Here is a 19,585-nt window from a genome sequence, read left to right on the forward strand (position 1 = left end):
GGTTTTATCGAGCAAGAATCTGGCGCAGACGTGTTCGCACATTTCAGCGCGATCTCTGGCGACGGTTTTAAAACTTTAGCTGAAGGCCAACGTGTACAGTTTACTGTTACTCAAGGTCAAAAAGGCCCACAAGCCGAGAACATTGTTAGCATCTAATTGCTAAACAATTGAATGGGTTAGAGATAACCCATTAATATATTTACCTTCATAATTATTTAGTCGAATATCTTCAAAACCTCCTCTGTAAATATTTTCCAAGCGCAATCTCATTTGTATACACAACTCATTAATTAGTACATTTTTAAACACATTTACTACTATCTCTCTTGAGCGAAAGCGTTGTATTGCCTACAATAGCGCATACTTCATTCAATATAGAATATGACCATGAACGACACTACCGCAAAACCTGCTTTACCAGATCGCCTTTCTATCAACCCACGTAGCCCACATCATGTGGAAGAAGTTTTTGAACACGATATTGGTATCACGTTCAACGGCAAAGAGCGTTTTGATGTTGAAGAATACTGCATCAGTGAAGGTTGGATAAAGTTTGCATCTCCAAAAGGGCTTGATCGTCGCGGACAACCTCTTTTACTTACAAGAAAAGGCACTGTTGAAGCCTTTTATAAGTAAGCTAATCATACTTACTAAAAAGCGACACCTTATTAGGTAGTCGCTTTTTTTGTGCATTTTTATAACTCATTTAATGGGTTTAGCTTTATTCATGCTCAACCTGATGAAGTTTCATTATAATTATTTAAAAAGTATGTTTGAATAGCGCCATATAGTTTAGATATACAGAAACCCACAATGAATAAAGTAACTATTTTAGATGGCGGCATGGGACGTGAACTTAAGCGCATTGGCGCACCGTTCTCACAGCCACTTTGGAGCGCACAAGCACTAATAGAAGCCCCGCATTTTGTAACCCAAGCACACCAAGGTTTTATAGATGCCGGTGCTGAAATAATTACAGCTAACAGCTACGCCTGTGTGCCCTTTCATTTAGGTGAAGAGCTATATCAAGCTCAAGGCGCAGCCCTTGCACAGCAAGCTGCCGTTATTGCAAAAGAAGTAGCTCAAAATGCTAAACAAAATGTATTAGTAGCAGGTTCATTACCACCAGCATTTGGCTCTTACCGCCCTGAACTATTTGAAAGCGAACGCGCATTTACTATTTTAGATACGCTATACAAAGCGCAAGACGAGCACGTAAATTTATGGATTGGCGAAACTATATCGAGCATTGAAGAGGCGCACGTTATGGCAAGCGTCCTTAAAGGCTCAAACAAGCCATGTTATTACGCATTTACTTTAACTGATGTGATAAGCGAGCAAGCGACACTTCGCTCTGGTGAGCTGGTAAGTGACGCAGTAACGGCTTTGCTTCAACAAAATGTTGCTGGTATTTTCTTTAACTGTTCAATACCTGAAGTTATAGAGCAAGCCTTTAGCGATACCAACGCAGTATTAGCCAAGCAAAATAAAAGTGTTGTTTTAGGGGCGTTTGCTAATGGCTTTACACCTATAGCACGCGATTACAAAGCCAACGAAGGCTCACAAGCGTATCGCGATATTTCACCTTCAGAATATCTAGACTTTGCTAAAAAATGGCACAGCCAGGGCGCAAGCATTATTGGTGGCTGCTGTGGTATAGGCCCTGAGTTTATTGAAGTGCTGGTAAACTGGAAAAAGGAACTTGAAAGCGCCTAAGCTTTTAGGGCTTATTGGCTACACCAATCGTGTTAATTTATTAGGCATTTATAGCGACAGATAAGTAGCGTGATAACAAGGCATAAATATCGACATGTAGCTGTTCTACATGAGAAATTTATAACGCTGTTAGCGCTCTATTTAGCACGCTAGAATGATTAAATATTTAAGTCGATTGGTGTCATTCCCAACACCCAATCAAGCCCTTGTATTGCTGTAGTAGGAAATGCGGTTGCATGGCTCGCCCCTTCAATAACAACGCTTTTTAATTCAATATTGTCACTGCTAAGTGCATTAATTTTTTGCGTTAATAGCTTTGCCCCTGCCACCATATTTTGCCCTTCACCAAAGCTTGGCGTTTCCTTTGCCCCTACCGATATATAAACCTTTGTAGGCACTTTAGGCTTATGTGCTTGTAGCGCTAATACTGCATTGCTGTTAAACCAAACCGATGGGCTGCCAATAATATAATTGTTAAATAAATCGGGCATCGTAAATAAAATAGTGGCACCAAATAACCCGCCTAAAGAATTACCTATATAGGTTTTTTGTATGCTACTTGCTCGGTAGTTACTTTGTATAAATGGCAGCACAGTATTTTTTAAAAACAGCGCATGATTTTGAGCGTTACCGGTTTGCTTTTTCCAGCTTTGAGCCTTATTTGGGGTGTAGTCTCTAATTCGACTATTAGACCCTCTAGATCCTTTTTCGTAGCTAATGGCCACAATAATAGCCTCTTGCATATTGCCGCTATTCATAGGAAACCGTGTAGCACCCGCCACAATAGGAAACGTATACGGTGCATCGGTTAAATAAATAACTGGATATATTTTTTCAGGATGCTTTTTATATGACTTAGGGAGCTGAATAAAAACAGGATATACCCGTTTAGTAGCAGGCTCAGTTAACTCAATAACACTACTTCTAGGGATTTGGTACGGGGTATTTGCGCTTAATTTAAAACACATTAAAGCGCAGAGTAACAGCAAGTATTTTAAAGCAGTATTCATTTATATTAATTAACCTAAGCCAAGCGTAATAATCGATATTGAATGACAACTTTAACTCACTTTTAGCTTTAGGCTATTAAAAAACAAAGTTAAATATTGAAAGGCAGTGCTACATGTTAGCTGTTTGTAGCACTGATAACGCTAAGCTGCCTGATCAGTTTCAGTGCTTGAACACGGGCAGTTATCGTCATTTTGTTTAAGGCATTGTTGGTAATTAAACCAATGAGCTACAGCAATAAAAGCCGAGCCTATTAAGGTTAGTGCTTTTTCGGCTATTTCATGCCCTAGCAATACCGCACATATCATAAAAGACAGCCCAATAACGCCGCAGGCCATATAACGTTTACGCTTGCGCTTTTTACAGCCTAAACTTAATGCCAATAAACTGGTGGGCAATACCGCCGCAAGAATCCATAAATGAAACTGTTCACTATCTATTTGCAATACGGCAAAGCTTGGTAATAACGCTAAAATAACCGGGGTTGCAAAACAATGTACTGTGCACATTACCGATAACCCTATTGCCATACGATCCATAACACCTTGACTCGACTTCATTACTTCCTCTACTCATCAATTTTTTAAACAACGGCTTTACGTTTTAAAAGGCATTTAAGTAACAATAGTTAATTACTATTGATACATTATAACATTTCCCACATAATTGATATAGTATAACATCCACCAAGGTAGTCAAATGAAACGTAGATCACAATTAGCTGTTCTCATAGCAGCTTTATTGCCGGCTAGTGTGCTTGCATCCACAATTGAAGGCGTTGTTTTAAACAACAAAGGTAAAGTAGTTACCAATGCAACGGTAGAAGTTGAAGGCTCAGACCTTAAAGTAGCCACCGATAAAAACGGTAAATTTGTAATAACCGAGCTAAAAAATGGCTTAAAAGAGCTTCACGTTGTAGCGCCTGGTTATGCGCATCTCCATCTAGATATAACAATAACGAATGATGAAAACCAATCAGTTACGTTTAATTTAAAGCGCTCGCCTATTGAAGTTATTGATATTGAAGCGACCCCTATTCATATGTCGGCAATGGAATCTGCATCGCCTGTTAGTGTTTTATCTGGCGAACAACTAAGGCGCCAACAAGCCGCAACCCTTGGCGATAGCCTTGAAAAACTCCCAGGCGTTAATACTAACTTTCACGGGAAGGTAGCCAGCACACCTATTATTCGTGGTTTAAGCGGCCCTCGTGTACTTATTACTCAAAATGGCCTTGATGTAAGTGATGTGTCTCGCGTTGGCCCTGATCACTCTGTTGTATCAGAGGCGTCTACAGCACAACAAATTGAAGTATTACGCGGCCCTGCAACACTGTTTTATGGCAGTGGCGCCATTGGTGGCGTAGTAAATGTAGTAGATAACCGCGTACCAACCGACAGCACAACACGCGGCGAGTGGAACGTAGAACATAACTCGGTTGATAACCAAAAAGTTGCCTCGTTTAATGCCACCACAGGTACAGACTCGGTGGCTTTTTATGCCGATGCGTTTTGGCGTGAAGCCGACGACTACGAGGTACCTGTAGCTGCTGATATAGATAGCGACGGCGAAGAGCATCGTGGCGATTACAAAGTTGAAAACAGTAATGAAGAGTCTGACGGCTTTACTGTTGGCGCTAGCTATTTAATGGATAACGGCTTCATTGGCTTAGCAGTAGAGCAATTTAATCGTCAATACGGTATTCCGGGCCATACGCACGGCGATGAAGAAGAGGAAGAACACAGCGACGAAGAAGAGAGCGTATTTGCTGATTTAGAGCAAACTAAAGTGCAATTATTAGGTGAGTACAACCTAGATAATAAATGGCTAAACAAAGTAAACCTGCGCGTTGGCCATACCGACTACGAACACGCTGAAATTGAAGGTGGCGCTGTTGGCACTACCTTTAAAAACGAAACAAATGAATTACGTATAGACCTACTACATAACCAATTTAGCGAGTGGAATGGCGGCATTAGCTTTCATTACAAACAGAGCGATGTTGAAGCACAAGGTGAAGAGGCTTTTACGCCTCCATCAGAAACCGAAAGCTTTGCTGTAGCGCTAATGGAAGAAAGGCACTTTGGTGATTTTTTAGTGCAAGTAGGTGGACGTATAGAGCGTGTAACAATTGAAGCTGGCAACGTATTACTGCCAAATATTGACGCTCACGCACACGATGAAGTAGAAGAAGCCGACGAGCATGACCACGAAGAAAGTGCAGAAATCACTCGCGTATTTGATGTAGAGCATGAGTTTACGCCAGTCAGTTTATCGGCAGGGGTAGTATGGGACTTTACACCTAACTATAACTTAGGCCTTTCTGTGTCGCGCTCTGAACGTGCGCCTTCTGCCTCTGAGTTGTTATCGTTTGGGCCACACATTGGTACTGGCACTTACGAAGTAGGCGCACTATTTGATTTAGATGAAGACGGCCATTTAGGTTTATCTGATCAAGCAATAGACCTAGAAACAGCCAATAATATCGATTTAACCCTACGTAAAACCCAAGGTGATGTTGGCTTTATTTTAAATGCCTTTTACAACCAAGTAGATAACTACTATTACCAAATAGACACTGGTTTATACGCACAAAGTGGCCACGACCATGGCGATGAAGAAGGCGCTGACGAACACGACCATTCATCAGAACTGCCTGTTTATTTATTTAAAACAGACGACGTAATTTTACACGGTTTTGAAGCGCAAATTGCGTGGCAATTAACCGATGAGTTTAAAGTAGATTTATTCTCTGATTACGTGCGTGCACGCCTTAAAGACGGCGGCGATTTACCCCGTACACCACCGCTTCGTTTTGGTAGCGAGTTAAGCTATCAAACAGATCAATTAAGTGCGCATATTCACGTTACTCGCTATCAAAAGCAAGACCGCACAGCCCCACAAGAAACAGCAACAGACGGCTACACATTGGTGGATGCAAGCATCTCTTACGACCTTTCAGTATTAAACCAAGATATGTCTGTTTACCTGCGAGGCACCAACTTAACAGATACAGAAGCACGCGTGCACAGCTCGTTTGTAAAAGGTATAGCACCACGTCCAGGGCGTAGCTTTGCGCTAGGCATTCGCGGTTATTTTTAAGCATTAAAAAATTATAATTAAAGGAAATAAACATGAAAAAACTATACAAATTAAAGCTTATTGCACTGGCTATTAGCACTACATTTATTACAGCCTGTGGCGATGCAGAGACCAATATTGTAGAAAAAGATCCTATTGTTGTAGAGGACGAGCACGATCATGACGATGATGATCACGACCATGATGATGGCTACACAATTGATTCATTAGGCAGATTAGCTGTGCTTGCAGGCAACAGCAACGAAGCCAGCTTTTATGACCTAGATGACAACGCTTTACTTGAAACATTTACCCTGACGAATGATTCAAACACGCTGTCGTCATCACCTGATTTTCGTTATGCCGTTATTGTAAGCAGAGCACAGGATTACTTAGGCTTTATTGATGGTGGTTTATGGCGTGAAGACCATGGCGAGCACCTGCACGATTATGAGCAAAGCCCAGCGGCTAGCAGCTATGAGTTAACAAGTGGCAGTCGCCCTACTCACTTAATAACTCACGACGGGCAATTAGCTGTTTTTTATGATGGTGATGCAGACTCAGGTACGGTTGCCTCTGTTGAAGTATTAACAGATAACGACATAACAAGCGCAACAGCAACACTACCTGGTATTAGCTACGATATGAATATGCACGGTGTAGCAGAGCCTCGCGGTGAGCATTTATTATCAACACTTCGCCGTGATGACAGCGAAAGCACATCGGTTGCTAAAGTACTGCCAGACCAAGTAGGTGTTTATCACTTTCATGATGGTGAATACGAGCTTGAACAAACCTTAGAAGTTACGTGCCCTGATTTACACGGCGCGGCACAAAACCACGACTACGTAGTATTTGGTTGTAGCGATGGCGTGTTATTAGCCCACCAGCACGAAGATGAATACGAAGCTGAAAAAATAGCGAATATTGCAGCCGTTGGCGATTTACGTATTGGTAGTATTTATGGCCACGAAGATAGCGAGACCTTTATTGGTGTAGCGTCTGGCCATGGTGGCGGCGAAGCCGTAATTGTAACTATTAACCCAGCAACAGCACAAATGGAAGAATTAGAATGGCAATTAGCCGATGGCGCAAGTGCTGTGTCGTACTCTTTTTCTGCCCATGGCGAGCACTTTTTAATATTAGACAGCTTAGGCTTTTTAAATGTATTTAGCGCACACGACCATGATGGCGAAATGCATTGGGAGCATGAAGGCCAAGTTGATATTACCGAGCAAGATGTATCAACCATGCCAGAGGGCATGAGCTTTAGCATGACAGTGGCACAAAATGGTCAGTTTGCTTATGTAGCCGACCCGATTGCTCAGCACGTTGTGCAAGTACACCTTGAAGACTTAGAAATTGAAAGTGAGCTAGAGCTTACTTTTGCTCCTAGTGCAATTACTTGGCTTGGTATTGCGCAAGAGGAGGAAGAAGACGATCACGACCATTAAGTTAATAAAAACTTGAGTAACTAGCTCACTCTTTAATTACATATTAAAAAATAAACCCATCATTAGCCAAGCTAATAATGGGTTTTAAATAGCAATCTTTCTAACGTCAGTAATTTTACTGTATTACTCACTTACAGTGCTATACACCCAATCAAGTCCTTGTATTGCTGTAGTAGGAAATGCTGTTGCATGGCTAGCCCCTTCAATAACAACACTTTTTTAATTGTATATTGTCACTGTTAAGTACATTAATTTTTTGCACCAATTGCTTGGCACCCTCAACCATATTTTGCCCTTCACCAAAAGCTGGTGTTTCCTTTTCACCCACCGAAATATAAACCTTAATAGCTGTTTTTGGCCTGTGTGCCTTAAACTTTAACAATGCATTATTATTAAACCAAATAGACGGGCTACCAATAATATAATGGCTAAATAAATCCGGTTCTGTAAATAAAATAGTGGCACCAAATAAGCCGCCAAGCGAGTTACCTATGTAGGTTTTTTGTGTATGACTTGCACGGTAGTTTTGCTCAATATAAGGAAACACAGTGTTTTTAATAAACTGAATATGGCCTTGCGCATTACCTGTTTGTTTTTTCCAATCTTTTGCAAAGGTAGGTGTGTAGTCCCTAATTCGACGAGCTGATCCAATAGACCCTTTTTCATAGCCAATGGCGACAATAATTGCTTGCTGCATTTTTCCGGTATTCATAGGAAATCGTGTTGCCCCTGCCACTATAGGAAACGTGTACGGCGCATCGGTTAAGTAAATAACTGGATATGTTTTATCCGGCTTATTTTTATATGACTTAGGCAATTGAATGTAAACAGAGTAAACACGCTTACTAGAAGGTTCGGTTAGTTGAATAACGCTACTTCTTGGGATTTCGTATGGGGTATTTGCACTTAATTTAAAACATATTAAAGTAGTAGAAAGTAATAATAGTTTTGATATTAAGTCCACATTTCACCCTTTATTAAATATAAGTAGTTTCATGTCGCTAGTTATTAAATAGCTGAGTATATTTTTGTGCGTAACTTAGCACTATTTTTGCTGTTTCTTCATTATCGAGTAATAGAATAGGAGGATCTGTTAATGGCGGTAAATCATCAAAGCTAGGTAATGGTTTTTCCAACCAGCGCCAGCATTTAGTTCGATTAGCTTCAACTTGTAATAAAGTTAATATTATTTCTTCAAGTATTTCTGGCTGACCAAACCAACCTATAGGTTTAGAAACTGCTTTTCTTCCTCCCTGGATAACACGTGGCAACTGCGACTGTTTTAGTTCTTCAATTAAAATATTCCTACGCGTCCAATCAGCATGTATATCTAGTTTTTCATTGGGGTAACGAACACTATCAGTAGTAGGGATCACTAAGCCTATTTTAACTTTATTTAGAGATTTTATTTTTTCTAAAGCCCTTTCTAAGTCTGTATCATTAGTAACAAACACAACTTGCTCAATTGAGTCATCCGTAAATACATCAAATAAAGCCTCCACCGCAATATTTACATCAGTTTGCTTTTCTTCAAGCTTCCAAATGTCCACATACTCACATTCATTTGGGTGTTTTTTAGGCTCTTTTTGATCAATTTTAAATGCACGTGTTGGGTTTACAGAGTAGTAACCTTTGATTATTTCTAGCTGACCATTTGAACTATTGAAAGTTAAAGCTCGGTGATAAGCCTGCTGATCAGCTAAAGAATCTTTTGACGTAGCTGCTTTTTCTACAATATTAGCGGTAAAAAACTTAATGCTTAAATTGTCGTTAGTATGGGCTTTACTTGCAGAACTGGGGAGGATGTAGTCATCAAATAATTTAAATATATCTAACCACTTGTAAGGTGTTCGCTTAAGACATCCATAATATAAATTATATCCATCAATATATATTCGAGTCTTCAAAGTCGATCCTTAAATTTTAGCTACAAAAAAACCGACACTAAGGTCGGCTTTTTCTCCCTATATCCAGGAGACTCAATGCTACGCGTGGAAGTAGGGTTAGTTGTTAATAATGATCTTAGTCAAAATTGACCAATACGTCAATAACTGATTTTATCGCCAATTGTAAGTTTAGATAAAATAATAAATTATATTTCCTATTTAGAACGCCCTCTCCAGCCACTCCATACATCATCTATATCATCCGCTTTATTTTTTTTCTTTTTCTTGCCTGTACCTTCTGGTTTTGCCATTGGCTTTTCATTTTTAAGCGCATCAGCTGCATCAAGGTTTGCTTGGTTTACAGCAAAACCGGTTACTTCTTCACGCTCTAGGCGTAGTTTGTTTTTCTTCTCGATTATTTTAAAGTGATGAAAATCTTCATAATCAACCAATGAAAGCGCTAAACCTACTTCACCAGCACGGCCGCTTCGACCAATACGGTGCATGTAATCAGCAGGACTGCGTGGAAGATTAAAGTTTATTACCACTGGCAGCTTTTCAATATCTAAACCACGTGCAGCAATATCAGTTGCGATAAGTACTTCGATTTCGCCCGCTTTAAATTTTTCTATTACACGAGTTCGCTCACTTTGGCCTTTATCGCCATGGAAAACTTGTGCGTTAACACCGCGTTTTTCAAGCTTAGCCGCTAGGTGCTCACAGTCTTTTTTCGCGTTCACAAAAATCAATGCTTGGCGCCATTTATGTGTTTTAATTAAATGCGCTAAAACAGTGGTTTTTTCGCCTTTATTAACCGTAAAAACACGTTGTACTAAGGTGCTTTCGTCTTTGCTTTGAACTTGTATTTCAACTGGCTCGTTTAAAAGCTCTTGCGTTAATAGCTTAACTTGCTCAGGGAAAGTTGCTGAAAACAACATGGTTTGTTTTTTAGCAGGCATTAACGCTAAAAGATCAGCCAGCTCTTCGGTAAAGCCAAGGCTTAGCATACGGTCGGCTTCATCAAGCACTAAGGTCGTTACTTTATCGAGCTTAATCGCATTGCTTGAGATTAAATCAAGCAAGCGACCAGGTGTTGCCACAATAATATCGGCGCCGCCGCGCAGTGCCTGCATTTGTGTATTAACCGATACACCACCAAACACCGCAACCGTTTTAATCGCGCCATTAAAATTTGCAGAATACGATTTAACGCTATCGGCCACTTGCGTAGCAAGCTCACGCGTCGGTACTAAAATAAGCCCCGTTACAAAATTACCTTTGCTGGCAGTATTTTTAGCGCCCTGCTCTAAAAATAGGGTTTGTAGCATAGGTAAAGCAAACGTCGCTGTTTTACCTGAGCCAGTATTTGCCCCCGCAATTAAGTCACTTCCCGTCAAAATACTCGGAATTGCTTGTGCCTGAATAGGTGTAGGTTGTGTGTATTCAAGATCAGACAATCGAGCAATTAGCTCTGGAATTAGGCCAAGTTCGTTGAAATTACTAGGATTTGCGGCTGAGGTCATAAAATTTGCGGGCTCATTACTAAAATAGCCTGCAATTTTAGCGTATTTATTACCCGTTAAGTAGGGGTTAGTGATTTTAATGTGGTTTTAGAAAAAAAGAAAAGCTGTTACTCCCTTTTCTCTTTAAATATATAACAATCGAGTTGGATTAAAAAGTGGTTATGTTTCGTCTTTGCCTAAAGCTATTTGTAGTCTAGCTTTTGTTTCTTTTAAGTAATTTATATAAGGGTATGAGTCATCTGCAATTGCTAGAGCAGATTCCATATTTTCAAGCGCTTGACGAGTATCCCCCTGCATTTCATAGCCATAAGATAAGGCTGAAAGCGCATCGACTGATTTTGGGTAGTTTTTTTTATTGTACTTAAACACCTCTATAGCGCGGGTAAACTGCTTGCTGCTCGTTAAGTTATAACCGAGTGATCTAACAGCGCGGTCTGGTGGCGCAACCTGCTCGCCCCATTGTTGAGATAAGTTTTGATAATAAGCATCAATAGAGGCTACATCGTCAGTTAAATCACTTATGGGCATTTGTTTAGGCAAAAATAAGTTGTGATAGGCATTAAATGCACCAGCAACGGAAGTCAGGTTATGCGAGACACCGTCAAACGCATTACTAAAGAAGCGTAGCTCTCGCACTTTATGCGATTGCAGTGATTGCTGTAATTCATCGTATCTTTCACGCATTATGCCGGCTTCTTCGCCAATATTGATATAAACGTAGTTATTCAGGTCTTTTGTTTTAGCTATAAACGATTTTGTACTTTTTACCGATGCGCCATAGTTCCACCAAACGGCAGGGCTGTAAGCAATATGCGCTTGGAAAAGCTCAGGGTTAGCTTGCATAGTATAAAGTGCAAACACGCCTGCTGCTGAGCCCCCAGCAATCACATTAAAGTTATGCGTACGATAGTTTTTATTAATTAAGGGCATAAGCTCTTGCTCAATAAATGCTAAAAACCTTGCTGCACCACCGCCTTCACCTACCGGGCCTTGTGGCTCTTTATTAACTGTGGGGTATAAATCTCTTAAGCGATTGGTGTTTTCAATAGCGACAATAATAACCTCAGGCGCAAGATTATTATTTTGCAGTCGATCCATTACAGCACTTATAAGCGGTATGTTACCCGCGCCATCTAGGCGATAAATAACTGGATAAACTTTGTTTGGATTAGCTTGGTAACTCTTTGGAAGTTGAACTACAACGGTACGTAGCTCATTTAAAATTACTGAATTGATAGTATGCGTTTGTTGCTTATAGCTAATGGTTTGCTGTTTTAAATCAGGCTCTGCAAGTGTGTTATTAGAAACTATAAATAAGCTACATATAAAAATAGCAGTGAATAAACGCATAGCTAATCCTTTAGAAAATAGTGTGTTATTTAATCTAACAGGCTTTGAGGTACAAAAAAAGGCGCATCGAGCGCCTTTTTAGTTTTAACTAATAAATAATAACCTATTGATTTTACTCAACCGTAACAGATTTAGCTAAGTTACGAGGTTGGTCAACGTCGGTACCTTTAATTACCGCTACGTAGTACGACAGTAACTGTAATGGCAGTGTGTAAACAATTGGCGCAATAATGTCGTCAGTGTGGTTTACGTTGATAACACGCATTGTGTCGTCTGACTCAAAGTGTGAATCTTTATCTGCGAATACGTAAATAATGCCGCCACGTGCGCGTACTTCTTCTACGTTTGATTTAAGCTTTTCTAATAACTCATTGTTTGGTGCTACAACAATAATTGGCATGTCAGCATCAATAAGTGCGAGTGGGCCATGTTTTAGCTCGCCCGCTGCGTAGGCTTCTGCGTGAATGTAAGAAATCTCTTTAAGTTTAAGCGCACCTTCCATCGCGATTGGATATTGTGAGCCACGACCTAAAAACAGTGAGTGATGCTTGTCGGCAAATTCTTCTGCAAGGTCTGCAATGCCATCTGCAAGCAGTAATGTTTCTTCAAGCTTAGCAGGTAGTACTTTTATAGCATTAACAATAGCACTTTGATCAAGCTGTTTTTCTTGAGCTATAGACGCAGTAAGCATTAACAAACCAACTAATTGCGTTGTAAATGCTTTAGTAGAAGCCACGCCTATTTCAGCGCCAGCTTTGGTCATAAAGGCAAGGTCTGATTCGCGTACAAGCGATGAACCAGGTACGTTACAAATGGTCATTGAGGCCATGTAACCTTGCTCTTTAGCTAGGCGTAATGCAGCTAGCGTATCGGCAGTTTCACCCGATTGAGAAATAGTAACAAGTAAGCTATTTTCATGAACAAACGACTGACGGTATCTAAATTCAGAAGCTATTTCTACATTACAGCTAACGCCTGCAAATTGCTCAAGCCAATAACGTGCAACCATACCTGAATGGTAAGACGTACCACAGGCAATAATTTGCACGTGTTTTACGTCTTTAAATATTTGCTGAGCGCTTTCGCCAAAGGCATCAATTGCTACGCGGTCGTCGTTTAAACGCCCTTCAAGGGTATTACGTACCGCAAGTGGTTGCTCGTAGATTTCTTTTAGCATGTAGTGGCGGTAGTCGCCTTTGCCTGATGCATCTTGTGTAATGTTTGACTCAATCACTTCACGCTCTACAGCGTCGCCATTTTCATCAAAAATTTCTACTGTGTCACGTGTAATACGCGCTACATCGCCTTCTTCTAAAAAGATGAAGCTACGAGTAACAGGTAATAGTGCTAACTGATCAGAAGCTATAAAGTTTTCGCCAAGGCCTAAACCAATAACAAGAGGGCTACCTGAGCGCGCTACAATGATTTCGTTGTCGTTTGCTTTATCAAATACAACTGTACCAAACGCACCTTCAAACTGTTTAACAGCAGCTTGTACTGATGCTAGTAAAGTCGTGTGCTGCTTACGAAGCTTATGAATTAAGTGCACCATTACTTCGGTATCGGTTTCAGATAGAAACTCGTAGCCTTCTTCTTTAAGCGATGCGCGTAAGCTTGCGTGGTTTTCAATAATACCGTTGTGCACAAGTGCTAACTGGTTGTTTGATACATGTGGGTGTGCATTTGCTTCTGTAACGCTACCATGTGTTGCCCAGCGAGTGTGTGCAATACCTGTATGACCGCTAACGCCTGCTTTCTCAAGTGCAGCTTCTACGTTTACTACTTTACCTACTGCTTTAACAGTATTAAGTGTGTTGCCATCAAGCAATGCTACGCCTGCTGAGTCATAACCACGGTATTCAAGACGTTTAAGGCCTTCAACTAAAATTTTGTTTACTGGACGTTCTGCAACTGCCCCAACTATTCCACACATAGTGTCTCCATTAATTTTTTAATTCTAGTAACTCACTTTGTAGTTACTATTCAATAATCTCTGCGCAAATTAGTTTTACACCACACGCCTCAATTGCTTTGCGTTTTTCGTCTGCTAAGCCATTGTCGGTTATTAATGTGGTTACTATTTTCCACGGTAATTCTAAATTTGGTATTTTTCGGCCAATCTTATCTGATTCAACCATTACAATTACTTCACGAGCAGCTTTTGCCATAACTTGGCTTAAACCAACTAGCTCATTAAAGGTAGTAGTACCACGCTTTACATCTATGCCGTCAGCGCCAATAAATAGCTGATCAAAGTCGTAAGAGCATAATACGTTTTCGGCAACTTGCCCCTGAAATGATTCAGAATGTGGATCCCATGTTCCACCGGTCATCAAAAGTGTTGGCTCATTCTCGAGCGCTAGCAAACGACTCGCGACTTTAATGGCATTGGTCATTACAACTAACCCGCGCTTATTTGCAAGCTCAGGGATCATCGCAGCCGTAGTACGCCCGCTATCAATAATAATACGGTTATGATCTTTTATAAGTTTTGCTGCTGCCTTAGCTATAGCGACTTTGCGCTTTGAATCTATTTCATCGCTAACAATTTCTTTAGGCAGAGCAATAGCACCGCCGTAACGGCGCAGCAATAAGCCACTTTTTTCAAGCGCGGTTAAATCTTTTCGAATGGTTACTTCAGATGTTTGAAACTGTTCAGCTAAAATATCGACAGCCACTTCACCTAATTCATTAACTTGAGTAAGGATCAGATGGCGGCGTTGCTGGGTGTTTCGTTTGGTCATAAGTAATTACAATTAAGTTTCGCTTCGAAAGTTATTGGATTTTAAACGAAACATAATAAATGGCAAGTGAATGCGTAAAAAAAGCGCAATGTGCGCTTTTTAATTTAACAGCATGTAGATGTGGTGAAACATTCTAACTTGCTCAGTGAGCTAGAAACTAGATTACTGAGCACGCTATTATTTTTTAGTTCAAATAAGGATATATTAAAAACTCACTACCTAAAATATATAAACTCCAAGAATCACGCTCATCTTTTTGAATTAATACATCGTGGTAATTATTCGAGATTTGTGGACTCTCCCAAATAACTTGATTTGATAACTTATCCACTAGGCTAATTGTTTTTTCTATAGAGTAATGCGCCAGATAGTTTCGGCCATAAACGCCACCTATAGCTTCATCGAGGATTTTCTCTTTGTGGTAAATTGTAAAGCCCTTAATTTGTTGTTCGTCCAAAATTTCTAATGCTTTCGTTTTCGTATCTAATACTATTAAACCACCTTCTTCATCGAAAGTACCAAAAGTACGATAATCAATTATTAGCTCTAGTTGAGGATCTGAATCTAGCTGAATAGCATGTACATGCGCTACATGGCTTGTTGTTTCTTGTAAGAAATCTAAAGGTACAGGCCAATTGCTACTGTCAATTGAAATGGGTGATAAGCTTGGATTTTCGTAAAAAGCTATACCTAAATCGTAATAACCTATTATTATTTTTGACAACTCCTCAGACGGCAAGTAAGGAAAGTAGGCTCTTGATACGACTTCTCCTGTTTGTTTAGCGATTGTGTAATATCTAATATCACTTTTAAAGCTCAAGTGTGTTTCGGACTCTGTAAAAGCAAAATCATACGAATTAGAAAAAGTCACTTCTGCAACGCTAGTTTGCCAAATTACACTGGTTGAACCTGTATTGCGTTTAACAATAAATGTCTCGTTGTTAATTTGAGTTAATGAATACTCAATTTGATTTTCATTATCTTGCGTTAACAGCATCTCTCCAGTGAAAGTAACAGGTGCATTATTGTGCGTTACCTTAGCCGAACGGCCAAAATCTGAAATGCTAACCGTATCATCAACAGCACCAACAATATGAAGATTAGGAAGTTGACCTTGAGCCACTGATGAATACTCAAGCTGCCATAGCCCATTCTCATAGCTAAAGCTTTGCATCGCATATTCTTCGTATAAATAACTTCCTTCTAAACTATCTGTTTTGCTTACTAATAATGACTGTATTCCATCATTATCAAAATCAACAGCACCTATTACTCTCCCAATGGGGTTTTCAGCAATAGATACAGAGAACAATTGCCACTGCTGATCAAAGTAATAAAGCTCTTTTGAATTAGAAAAATAAACATGACTATAAGGACTATCTACTTCAAGGCTAATCGAAATACCATCATTGAAATTAGTCTCAAACTTTTCACTACCCACCTGCAGTTCACCACCTTCCCACCATATTAGTTCACTATAATGTTCGGAGGCCTTATATCTAGTTACACGACAATTATCACCACTGGTAAATGCCTTAAATTTATATTCAGAATAGGGTCCTATCAGGTATTTGTTCTGTTTGACATCAAATATACTTTCCCTATCAATTAACTCTTTAAAGCCGTCGTTATTCAAATCACAAACTTGAATCAAGCGATTTGAATAATTAAGTGAAAGGTCCGGCGCAACAATAAGCGTAGTGATAGAAAGATCATTTCCATTAATAAGATAGCTATCATACGAATGCCCCGCCGAAAGAAGAATATCTTCAATACCATCGCCGTTGTAATCAAATACCATAGAGTTATAATTTTCAGCCGAAACATCATCTATCAGCAAACTACTTGAGCCCTCATTAGTTAAAAATATTTGATGCTTAGCTGCCTCTTGGTTGTAAGTAATACTTAGCCAATTTAGTTGCGTCCCTGACTGATTAAGAAATGCACCTACATGCTCAACATTTGAAGGTAAGGGAGGTATCCATTTATTGTATTCTAGCAAACCTGTCTCACTGAGACTTAAGATATAATTATCATTACCGCGTAATACACCCCTTTTTTGGTTCGAAAGCTTAATTGAAGCTACACTGGATGTTGAGTTGTTCACATAACCAACTGAGCGATTATCTACGCCACCGAGTGATTGAAGGTTGATTTGGTGTTTAATTCTTATTTGATTGTCAGAGTTTGAGATATCAACAGCAAAATTTACGTTTAAATTACTACCAAAGTCAGGCGCGTTGCTTAACCAATTAATCTCTCCTTGTTCTGAAATCGAGATATTACTTGGCCCATAAGCAATTTTGTATTCAAAAGGACCATCGAACTCATCATTGGATAAGTTAATAATGGCTGTATAGTGTTCACCTAATTCTATTTCATCATATGCAGTAATGTCAGAAACAATTGCTGGCAGTTTTTCTAATTTAAACTCATGCTCCACAGTATTTTCTGCACCACTTGGGTCTACAACTGTTAACGAAATACGATAAAGGCCAGGTAGGTCTCCAATAAAGTCAATTTTGCTACCGGTGCCAAGTTGCCAACTAGCATTCTGCGGAAAAGTTATTAATTTCCACTCATAACCTAATGGTTCAAAATCAGAGTCCTTGGACTGCGTTGCATCAAGAGTAAGGATAGAGTGTCGTAGAGCTTTGTTCGAGCCTGAAATACTTGCTATAGGAATAGAGCTGGCAGTATTGTTATAAACATTATCTAAGTCAGTTAAATAAAACTCTAGTGGCAAAAATTCATTAGATAGATGTATGGTCGAAATGCCATTAGCTTTGAGAGCTACACTAGCAGTATTTTGTGATATTAGGGTGTACTTTGCTCCTATTATTGAAGGCAGAGATATATCATTGGTTGGATAAAACTCATCAGTTTTTATTGTTAGTTTTCCTAAATCACTAAAATAAACTTCGCCATTAAAACCAATACCATACCCAACATTGGTTGCATCTAAAACAGCATCAAGCCTTACATTAGAGAATAAAATATCAAGGGAATTTTCATCAGCACCTTTAAATTGAATATTCACAGTAGCGCTACTGTCACTATTAACTCCCTGACTATTAGCAATAGCAAAACCTTCTGTTAAATAGGTAACCCCAAGCACTTCGTTACTAATTGTTAAACTAGGTACTACCCCATATTCTAAAACAAATTCAGCGTTAGAGTTTTCGATATAAATATCAGATTGCCCATTAAAAACCCACCCAGCAGCAGAGCAATTGTTATAAGTAATTATATAGTGCTGATTAGCCTCTTCCTCTTTCATGTCAGCAGAGCCAGTAACACAACCGAAATTATCAGATTGGTTATCTAGCACTGGGTCGTGGAGAAATAGATTTTGATAATCCTCTCCAAATACTATGGAATTTAGGCTATCTATTAGATATGAGTACTGAGTTGTTAGTTGAGTTACATTACTTGCTGTTATTTCGAATAAAGATAATTCACCGTCATAGGTAGGCGTATTTTGATAATCAGGCTTAACAAATTTAGTTTTTCCAGAAGAACCAGAATCATTATTAGCAGGTTGGCTGGCATCATTACCCCCTCCCCCACAACCGGCTAAAATAATTGTTAAACAGAATAATTTAGTTAGTTTATTTAATTTCATTACTTACTCCTTGTAACATGAATTTTACATTATTAAAGCTTTTTTAAAAAGGAATATAATAAAAGTCAAAATTTGTTTAAAACCTTTTTAGCCCATACAAAAAGGTAATAACAACTTTTCAGTAAAATATATAAGCATGAGATAATACTTAATAATGTATGCATATAAATGAATAACAAACTCAATGAAATTATTTAATAGCGTGACTAAGCCATATTTAATGCAAAGAAAACAAACAGGCGAGATATGCCGATTATTCAATAAAAGCCCGAGCAAAGGTAATTTAAAGCGTATTAAAGAGCTGTTCGCACAATGCGGTGAAGAGGTAATTATAGAATCAGGTTTTCATTGCGATTATGGCAATCAAATAGTTATTGGTGATCGTACTTTTATAAATATTAATTGCACACTCCTAGATTCGCCATTAGCCAATTACTCAATCACCATAGGTGATGACTGTTTAATAGGCTCAAACGTTCAGCTTTTATCTGTGTCACATGCTACTAATCCAGCAGAAAGGCTTAATAAAGAAAACTTTGCAGCCCCTATCGCGTTAGGCAATAACGTATGGATTGGCGCAGGCGCTATTATTTTAGCGGGTGTGAGTATTGGTGAAAATAGTATTGTGGGTGCAGGATCTGTAGTAACTAAAAATGTAATGGCTAATACCGTAGTAGCGGGTAATCCAGCTCGTGAAATAAGAACACTATAGTTATTACCGATGTGATTTTAACGTCGGGAGTCGCTATGCTCGCCCGAACTACGTGATAGGTGTTGATGTGAAAGTGTGTTAATTGTGCGCATTTCACTTTTCTGCAGACGTAAAAAAGCCCGAATCGTTAGATTCGGGCTTTCTAGAATTTGAAGCTTGGAAATGTCGTGGTGCCCACAGCGGTGGAGAGTCATGTAGCAAATGCAACTCTATTGGCCGACTGAGTTATTGAGGGGTTTTGTTGTGATTTTAACGTCGGGAGTCGCTACGCCCGACCTACGTGCTAGGTGTTGATGTGAGTGTGTGTTAATTGCGCACATTTCACTTTTCTTCAGACGTAAAAAAACCCGAATCGTTAGATTCGGGCTCTCTACAATTTGAAGCCTGGTAATGTCCTACTTTCACATAGCAAATGCTACACTATCATCGGCGCTGTTTCGTTTCACTACTGAGTTCGGCATGGAGTCAGGTGGGTCCAAAACGCTA

Annotated in this window: 14 protein-coding genes, 1 rRNA gene and 1 pseudogene; 6 read left to right on the plus strand and 10 right to left on the minus strand. The window is 39.4% G+C overall.

Annotation, left to right across the window (positions count from 1 at the left end):
- The 3 genes from H5126_RS12970 to H5126_RS12980 all read left to right on the plus strand — a co-directional run.
- Nucleotides 1-156 (plus strand): cold shock domain-containing protein (locus H5126_RS12970; protein WP_182720412.1); only part of this gene is annotated, 156 nt, incomplete at its 5' end.
- Between the two features lie 231 nt (nt 157-387).
- Nucleotides 388-636, plus strand: a complete 249-nt coding sequence (locus H5126_RS12975) for a DUF3297 family protein (protein ID WP_002963088.1) — start codon at nt 388-390, stop codon at nt 634-636.
- A 177-nt stretch (nt 637-813) separates the two neighbouring features.
- On the plus strand, nt 814-1,716 hold the full coding sequence (locus H5126_RS12980) for a homocysteine S-methyltransferase family protein (RefSeq protein WP_182720411.1): 903 nt from the start codon (nt 814-816) through the stop codon (nt 1,714-1,716).
- A 158-nt stretch (nt 1,717-1,874) separates the two neighbouring features.
- On the opposite strand, the gene H5126_RS12985 is transcribed toward H5126_RS12980, so the two are convergent.
- Nucleotides 1,875-2,726 carry an alpha/beta hydrolase gene (locus tag H5126_RS12985; protein WP_182720410.1) on the minus strand — a complete coding sequence of 284 codons (852 nt, stop codon included), beginning with the start codon at nt 2,724-2,726 and terminating at the stop codon, nt 1,875-1,877.
- 141 nt (nt 2,727-2,867) lie between these two features.
- On the minus strand, nt 2,868-3,284 hold the full coding sequence (locus H5126_RS12990; protein WP_182720409.1) for a MerC domain-containing protein: 417 nt from the start codon (nt 3,282-3,284) through the stop codon (nt 2,868-2,870).
- 139 nt (nt 3,285-3,423) lie between these two features.
- On the opposite strand from H5126_RS12990, the gene H5126_RS12995 reads away from it, so the two are divergent.
- Together H5126_RS12995 and H5126_RS13000 are read left to right on the plus strand one after the other, a co-directional pair.
- Nucleotides 3,424-5,826, plus strand: coding sequence for a TonB-dependent receptor (locus H5126_RS12995; RefSeq protein WP_182720408.1), 2,403 nt, complete (start codon nt 3,424-3,426; stop codon nt 5,824-5,826).
- Nucleotides 5,827-5,858: 32 nt separating this feature from the next.
- On the plus strand, nt 5,859-7,259 hold the full coding sequence (locus tag H5126_RS13000) for a 5-methyltetrahydrofolate--homocysteine methyltransferase (protein WP_182720407.1): 1,401 nt from the start codon (nt 5,859-5,861) through the stop codon (nt 7,257-7,259).
- A 123-nt stretch (nt 7,260-7,382) separates the two neighbouring features.
- On the opposite strand, the pseudogene H5126_RS13005 reads toward H5126_RS13000, so the two are convergent.
- From H5126_RS13005 to H5126_RS13035, 7 genes and pseudogenes are all read right to left on the minus strand, one after another.
- Nucleotides 7,383-8,223 (minus strand): annotated as a pseudogene (locus H5126_RS13005) (alpha/beta hydrolase).
- A gap of 37 nt (nt 8,224-8,260) precedes the next feature.
- Complete coding sequence (locus H5126_RS13010; RefSeq protein WP_182720406.1) at nt 8,261-9,166, minus strand: NYN domain-containing protein; 906 nt, start codon at nt 9,164-9,166, stop codon at nt 8,261-8,263.
- Nucleotides 9,167-9,360: 194 nt separating this feature from the next.
- Nucleotides 9,361-10,668: a DEAD/DEAH box helicase gene (locus H5126_RS13015; RefSeq protein WP_182720405.1), complete on the minus strand. Its 1,308-nt coding sequence runs from the start codon at nt 10,666-10,668 to the stop codon at nt 9,361-9,363.
- A gap of 159 nt (nt 10,669-10,827) precedes the next feature.
- Nucleotides 10,828-12,018: an alpha/beta hydrolase-fold protein gene (locus H5126_RS13020; protein WP_182720404.1), complete on the minus strand. Its 1,191-nt coding sequence runs from the start codon at nt 12,016-12,018 to the stop codon at nt 10,828-10,830.
- Between the two features lie 112 nt (nt 12,019-12,130).
- The gene (gene glmS, locus H5126_RS13025; RefSeq protein ID WP_182716909.1) at nt 12,131-13,951 is read right to left on the minus strand and encodes a glutamine--fructose-6-phosphate transaminase (isomerizing); all 1,821 of its coding nucleotides are present in this window, start codon (nt 13,949-13,951) and stop codon (nt 12,131-12,133) included.
- A gap of 46 nt (nt 13,952-13,997) precedes the next feature.
- The gene (locus H5126_RS13030; RefSeq protein WP_182720403.1) at nt 13,998-14,762 is read right to left on the minus strand and encodes a DeoR/GlpR family DNA-binding transcription regulator; all 765 of its coding nucleotides are present in this window, start codon (nt 14,760-14,762) and stop codon (nt 13,998-14,000) included.
- Nucleotides 14,763-14,946: 184 nt separating this feature from the next.
- Nucleotides 14,947-18,387 (minus strand): VCBS repeat-containing protein, encoded by a 3,441-nt coding sequence (locus H5126_RS13035; protein ID WP_182720402.1) that lies wholly within the window; start codon nt 18,385-18,387, stop codon nt 14,947-14,949.
- A 184-nt stretch (nt 18,388-18,571) separates the two neighbouring features.
- On the opposite strand from H5126_RS13035, the gene H5126_RS13040 reads away from it, so the two are divergent.
- Nucleotides 18,572-19,099 (plus strand): sugar O-acetyltransferase, encoded by a 528-nt coding sequence (locus tag H5126_RS13040; protein WP_182720401.1) that lies wholly within the window; start codon nt 18,572-18,574, stop codon nt 19,097-19,099.
- Between the two features lie 382 nt (nt 19,100-19,481).
- Here H5126_RS13040 and rrf read toward each other — a convergent pair.
- Nucleotides 19,482-19,585 (minus strand): 5S ribosomal RNA (gene rrf, locus H5126_RS13045); the annotation flags it as partial.

It is taken from the genome of Pseudoalteromonas sp. SG45-3 (assembly GCF_014164075.1).
Classification (GTDB): Bacteria; Pseudomonadota; Gammaproteobacteria; order Enterobacterales; family Alteromonadaceae; genus Pseudoalteromonas; species Pseudoalteromonas distincta.

What these genes read in the sequence shown, in the direction of transcription:
- H5126_RS12975 (WP_002963088.1), top strand. Translation starts at nt 388, where the DNA reads ATGAACGACACTACCGCAAAACCTGCTTTACCAGATCGCCTTTCTATC.
- H5126_RS12980 (WP_182720411.1), top strand. Translation starts at nt 814, where the DNA reads ATGAATAAAGTAACTATTTTAGATGGCGGCATGGGACGTGAACTTAAG.
- H5126_RS12985 (WP_182720410.1), bottom strand. Translation starts at nt 2,726, where the DNA reads ATGAATACTGCTTTAAAATACTTGCTGTTACTCTGCGCTTTAATGTGT.
- H5126_RS12990 (WP_182720409.1), bottom strand. Translation starts at nt 3,284, where the DNA reads ATGAAGTCGAGTCAAGGTGTTATGGATCGTATGGCAATAGGGTTATCG.
- H5126_RS12995 (WP_182720408.1), top strand. Translation starts at nt 3,424, where the DNA reads ATGAAACGTAGATCACAATTAGCTGTTCTCATAGCAGCTTTATTGCCG.
- H5126_RS13000 (WP_182720407.1), top strand. Translation starts at nt 5,859, where the DNA reads ATGAAAAAACTATACAAATTAAAGCTTATTGCACTGGCTATTAGCACT.
- H5126_RS13015 (WP_182720405.1), bottom strand. Translation starts at nt 10,668, where the DNA reads ATGACCTCAGCCGCAAATCCTAGTAATTTCAACGAACTTGGCCTAATT.
- H5126_RS13020 (WP_182720404.1), bottom strand. Translation starts at nt 12,018, where the DNA reads ATGCGTTTATTCACTGCTATTTTTATATGTAGCTTATTTATAGTTTCT.
- glmS (WP_182716909.1), bottom strand. Translation starts at nt 13,951, where the DNA reads ATGTGTGGAATAGTTGGGGCAGTTGCAGAACGTCCAGTAAACAAAATT.
- H5126_RS13030 (WP_182720403.1), bottom strand. Translation starts at nt 14,762, where the DNA reads ATGACCAAACGAAACACCCAGCAACGCCGCCATCTGATCCTTACTCAA.
- H5126_RS13035 (WP_182720402.1), bottom strand. Translation starts at nt 18,387, where the DNA reads ATGAAATTAAATAAACTAACTAAATTATTCTGTTTAACAATTATTTTA.
- H5126_RS13040 (WP_182720401.1), top strand. Translation starts at nt 18,572, where the DNA reads ATGAAATTATTTAATAGCGTGACTAAGCCATATTTAATGCAAAGAAAA.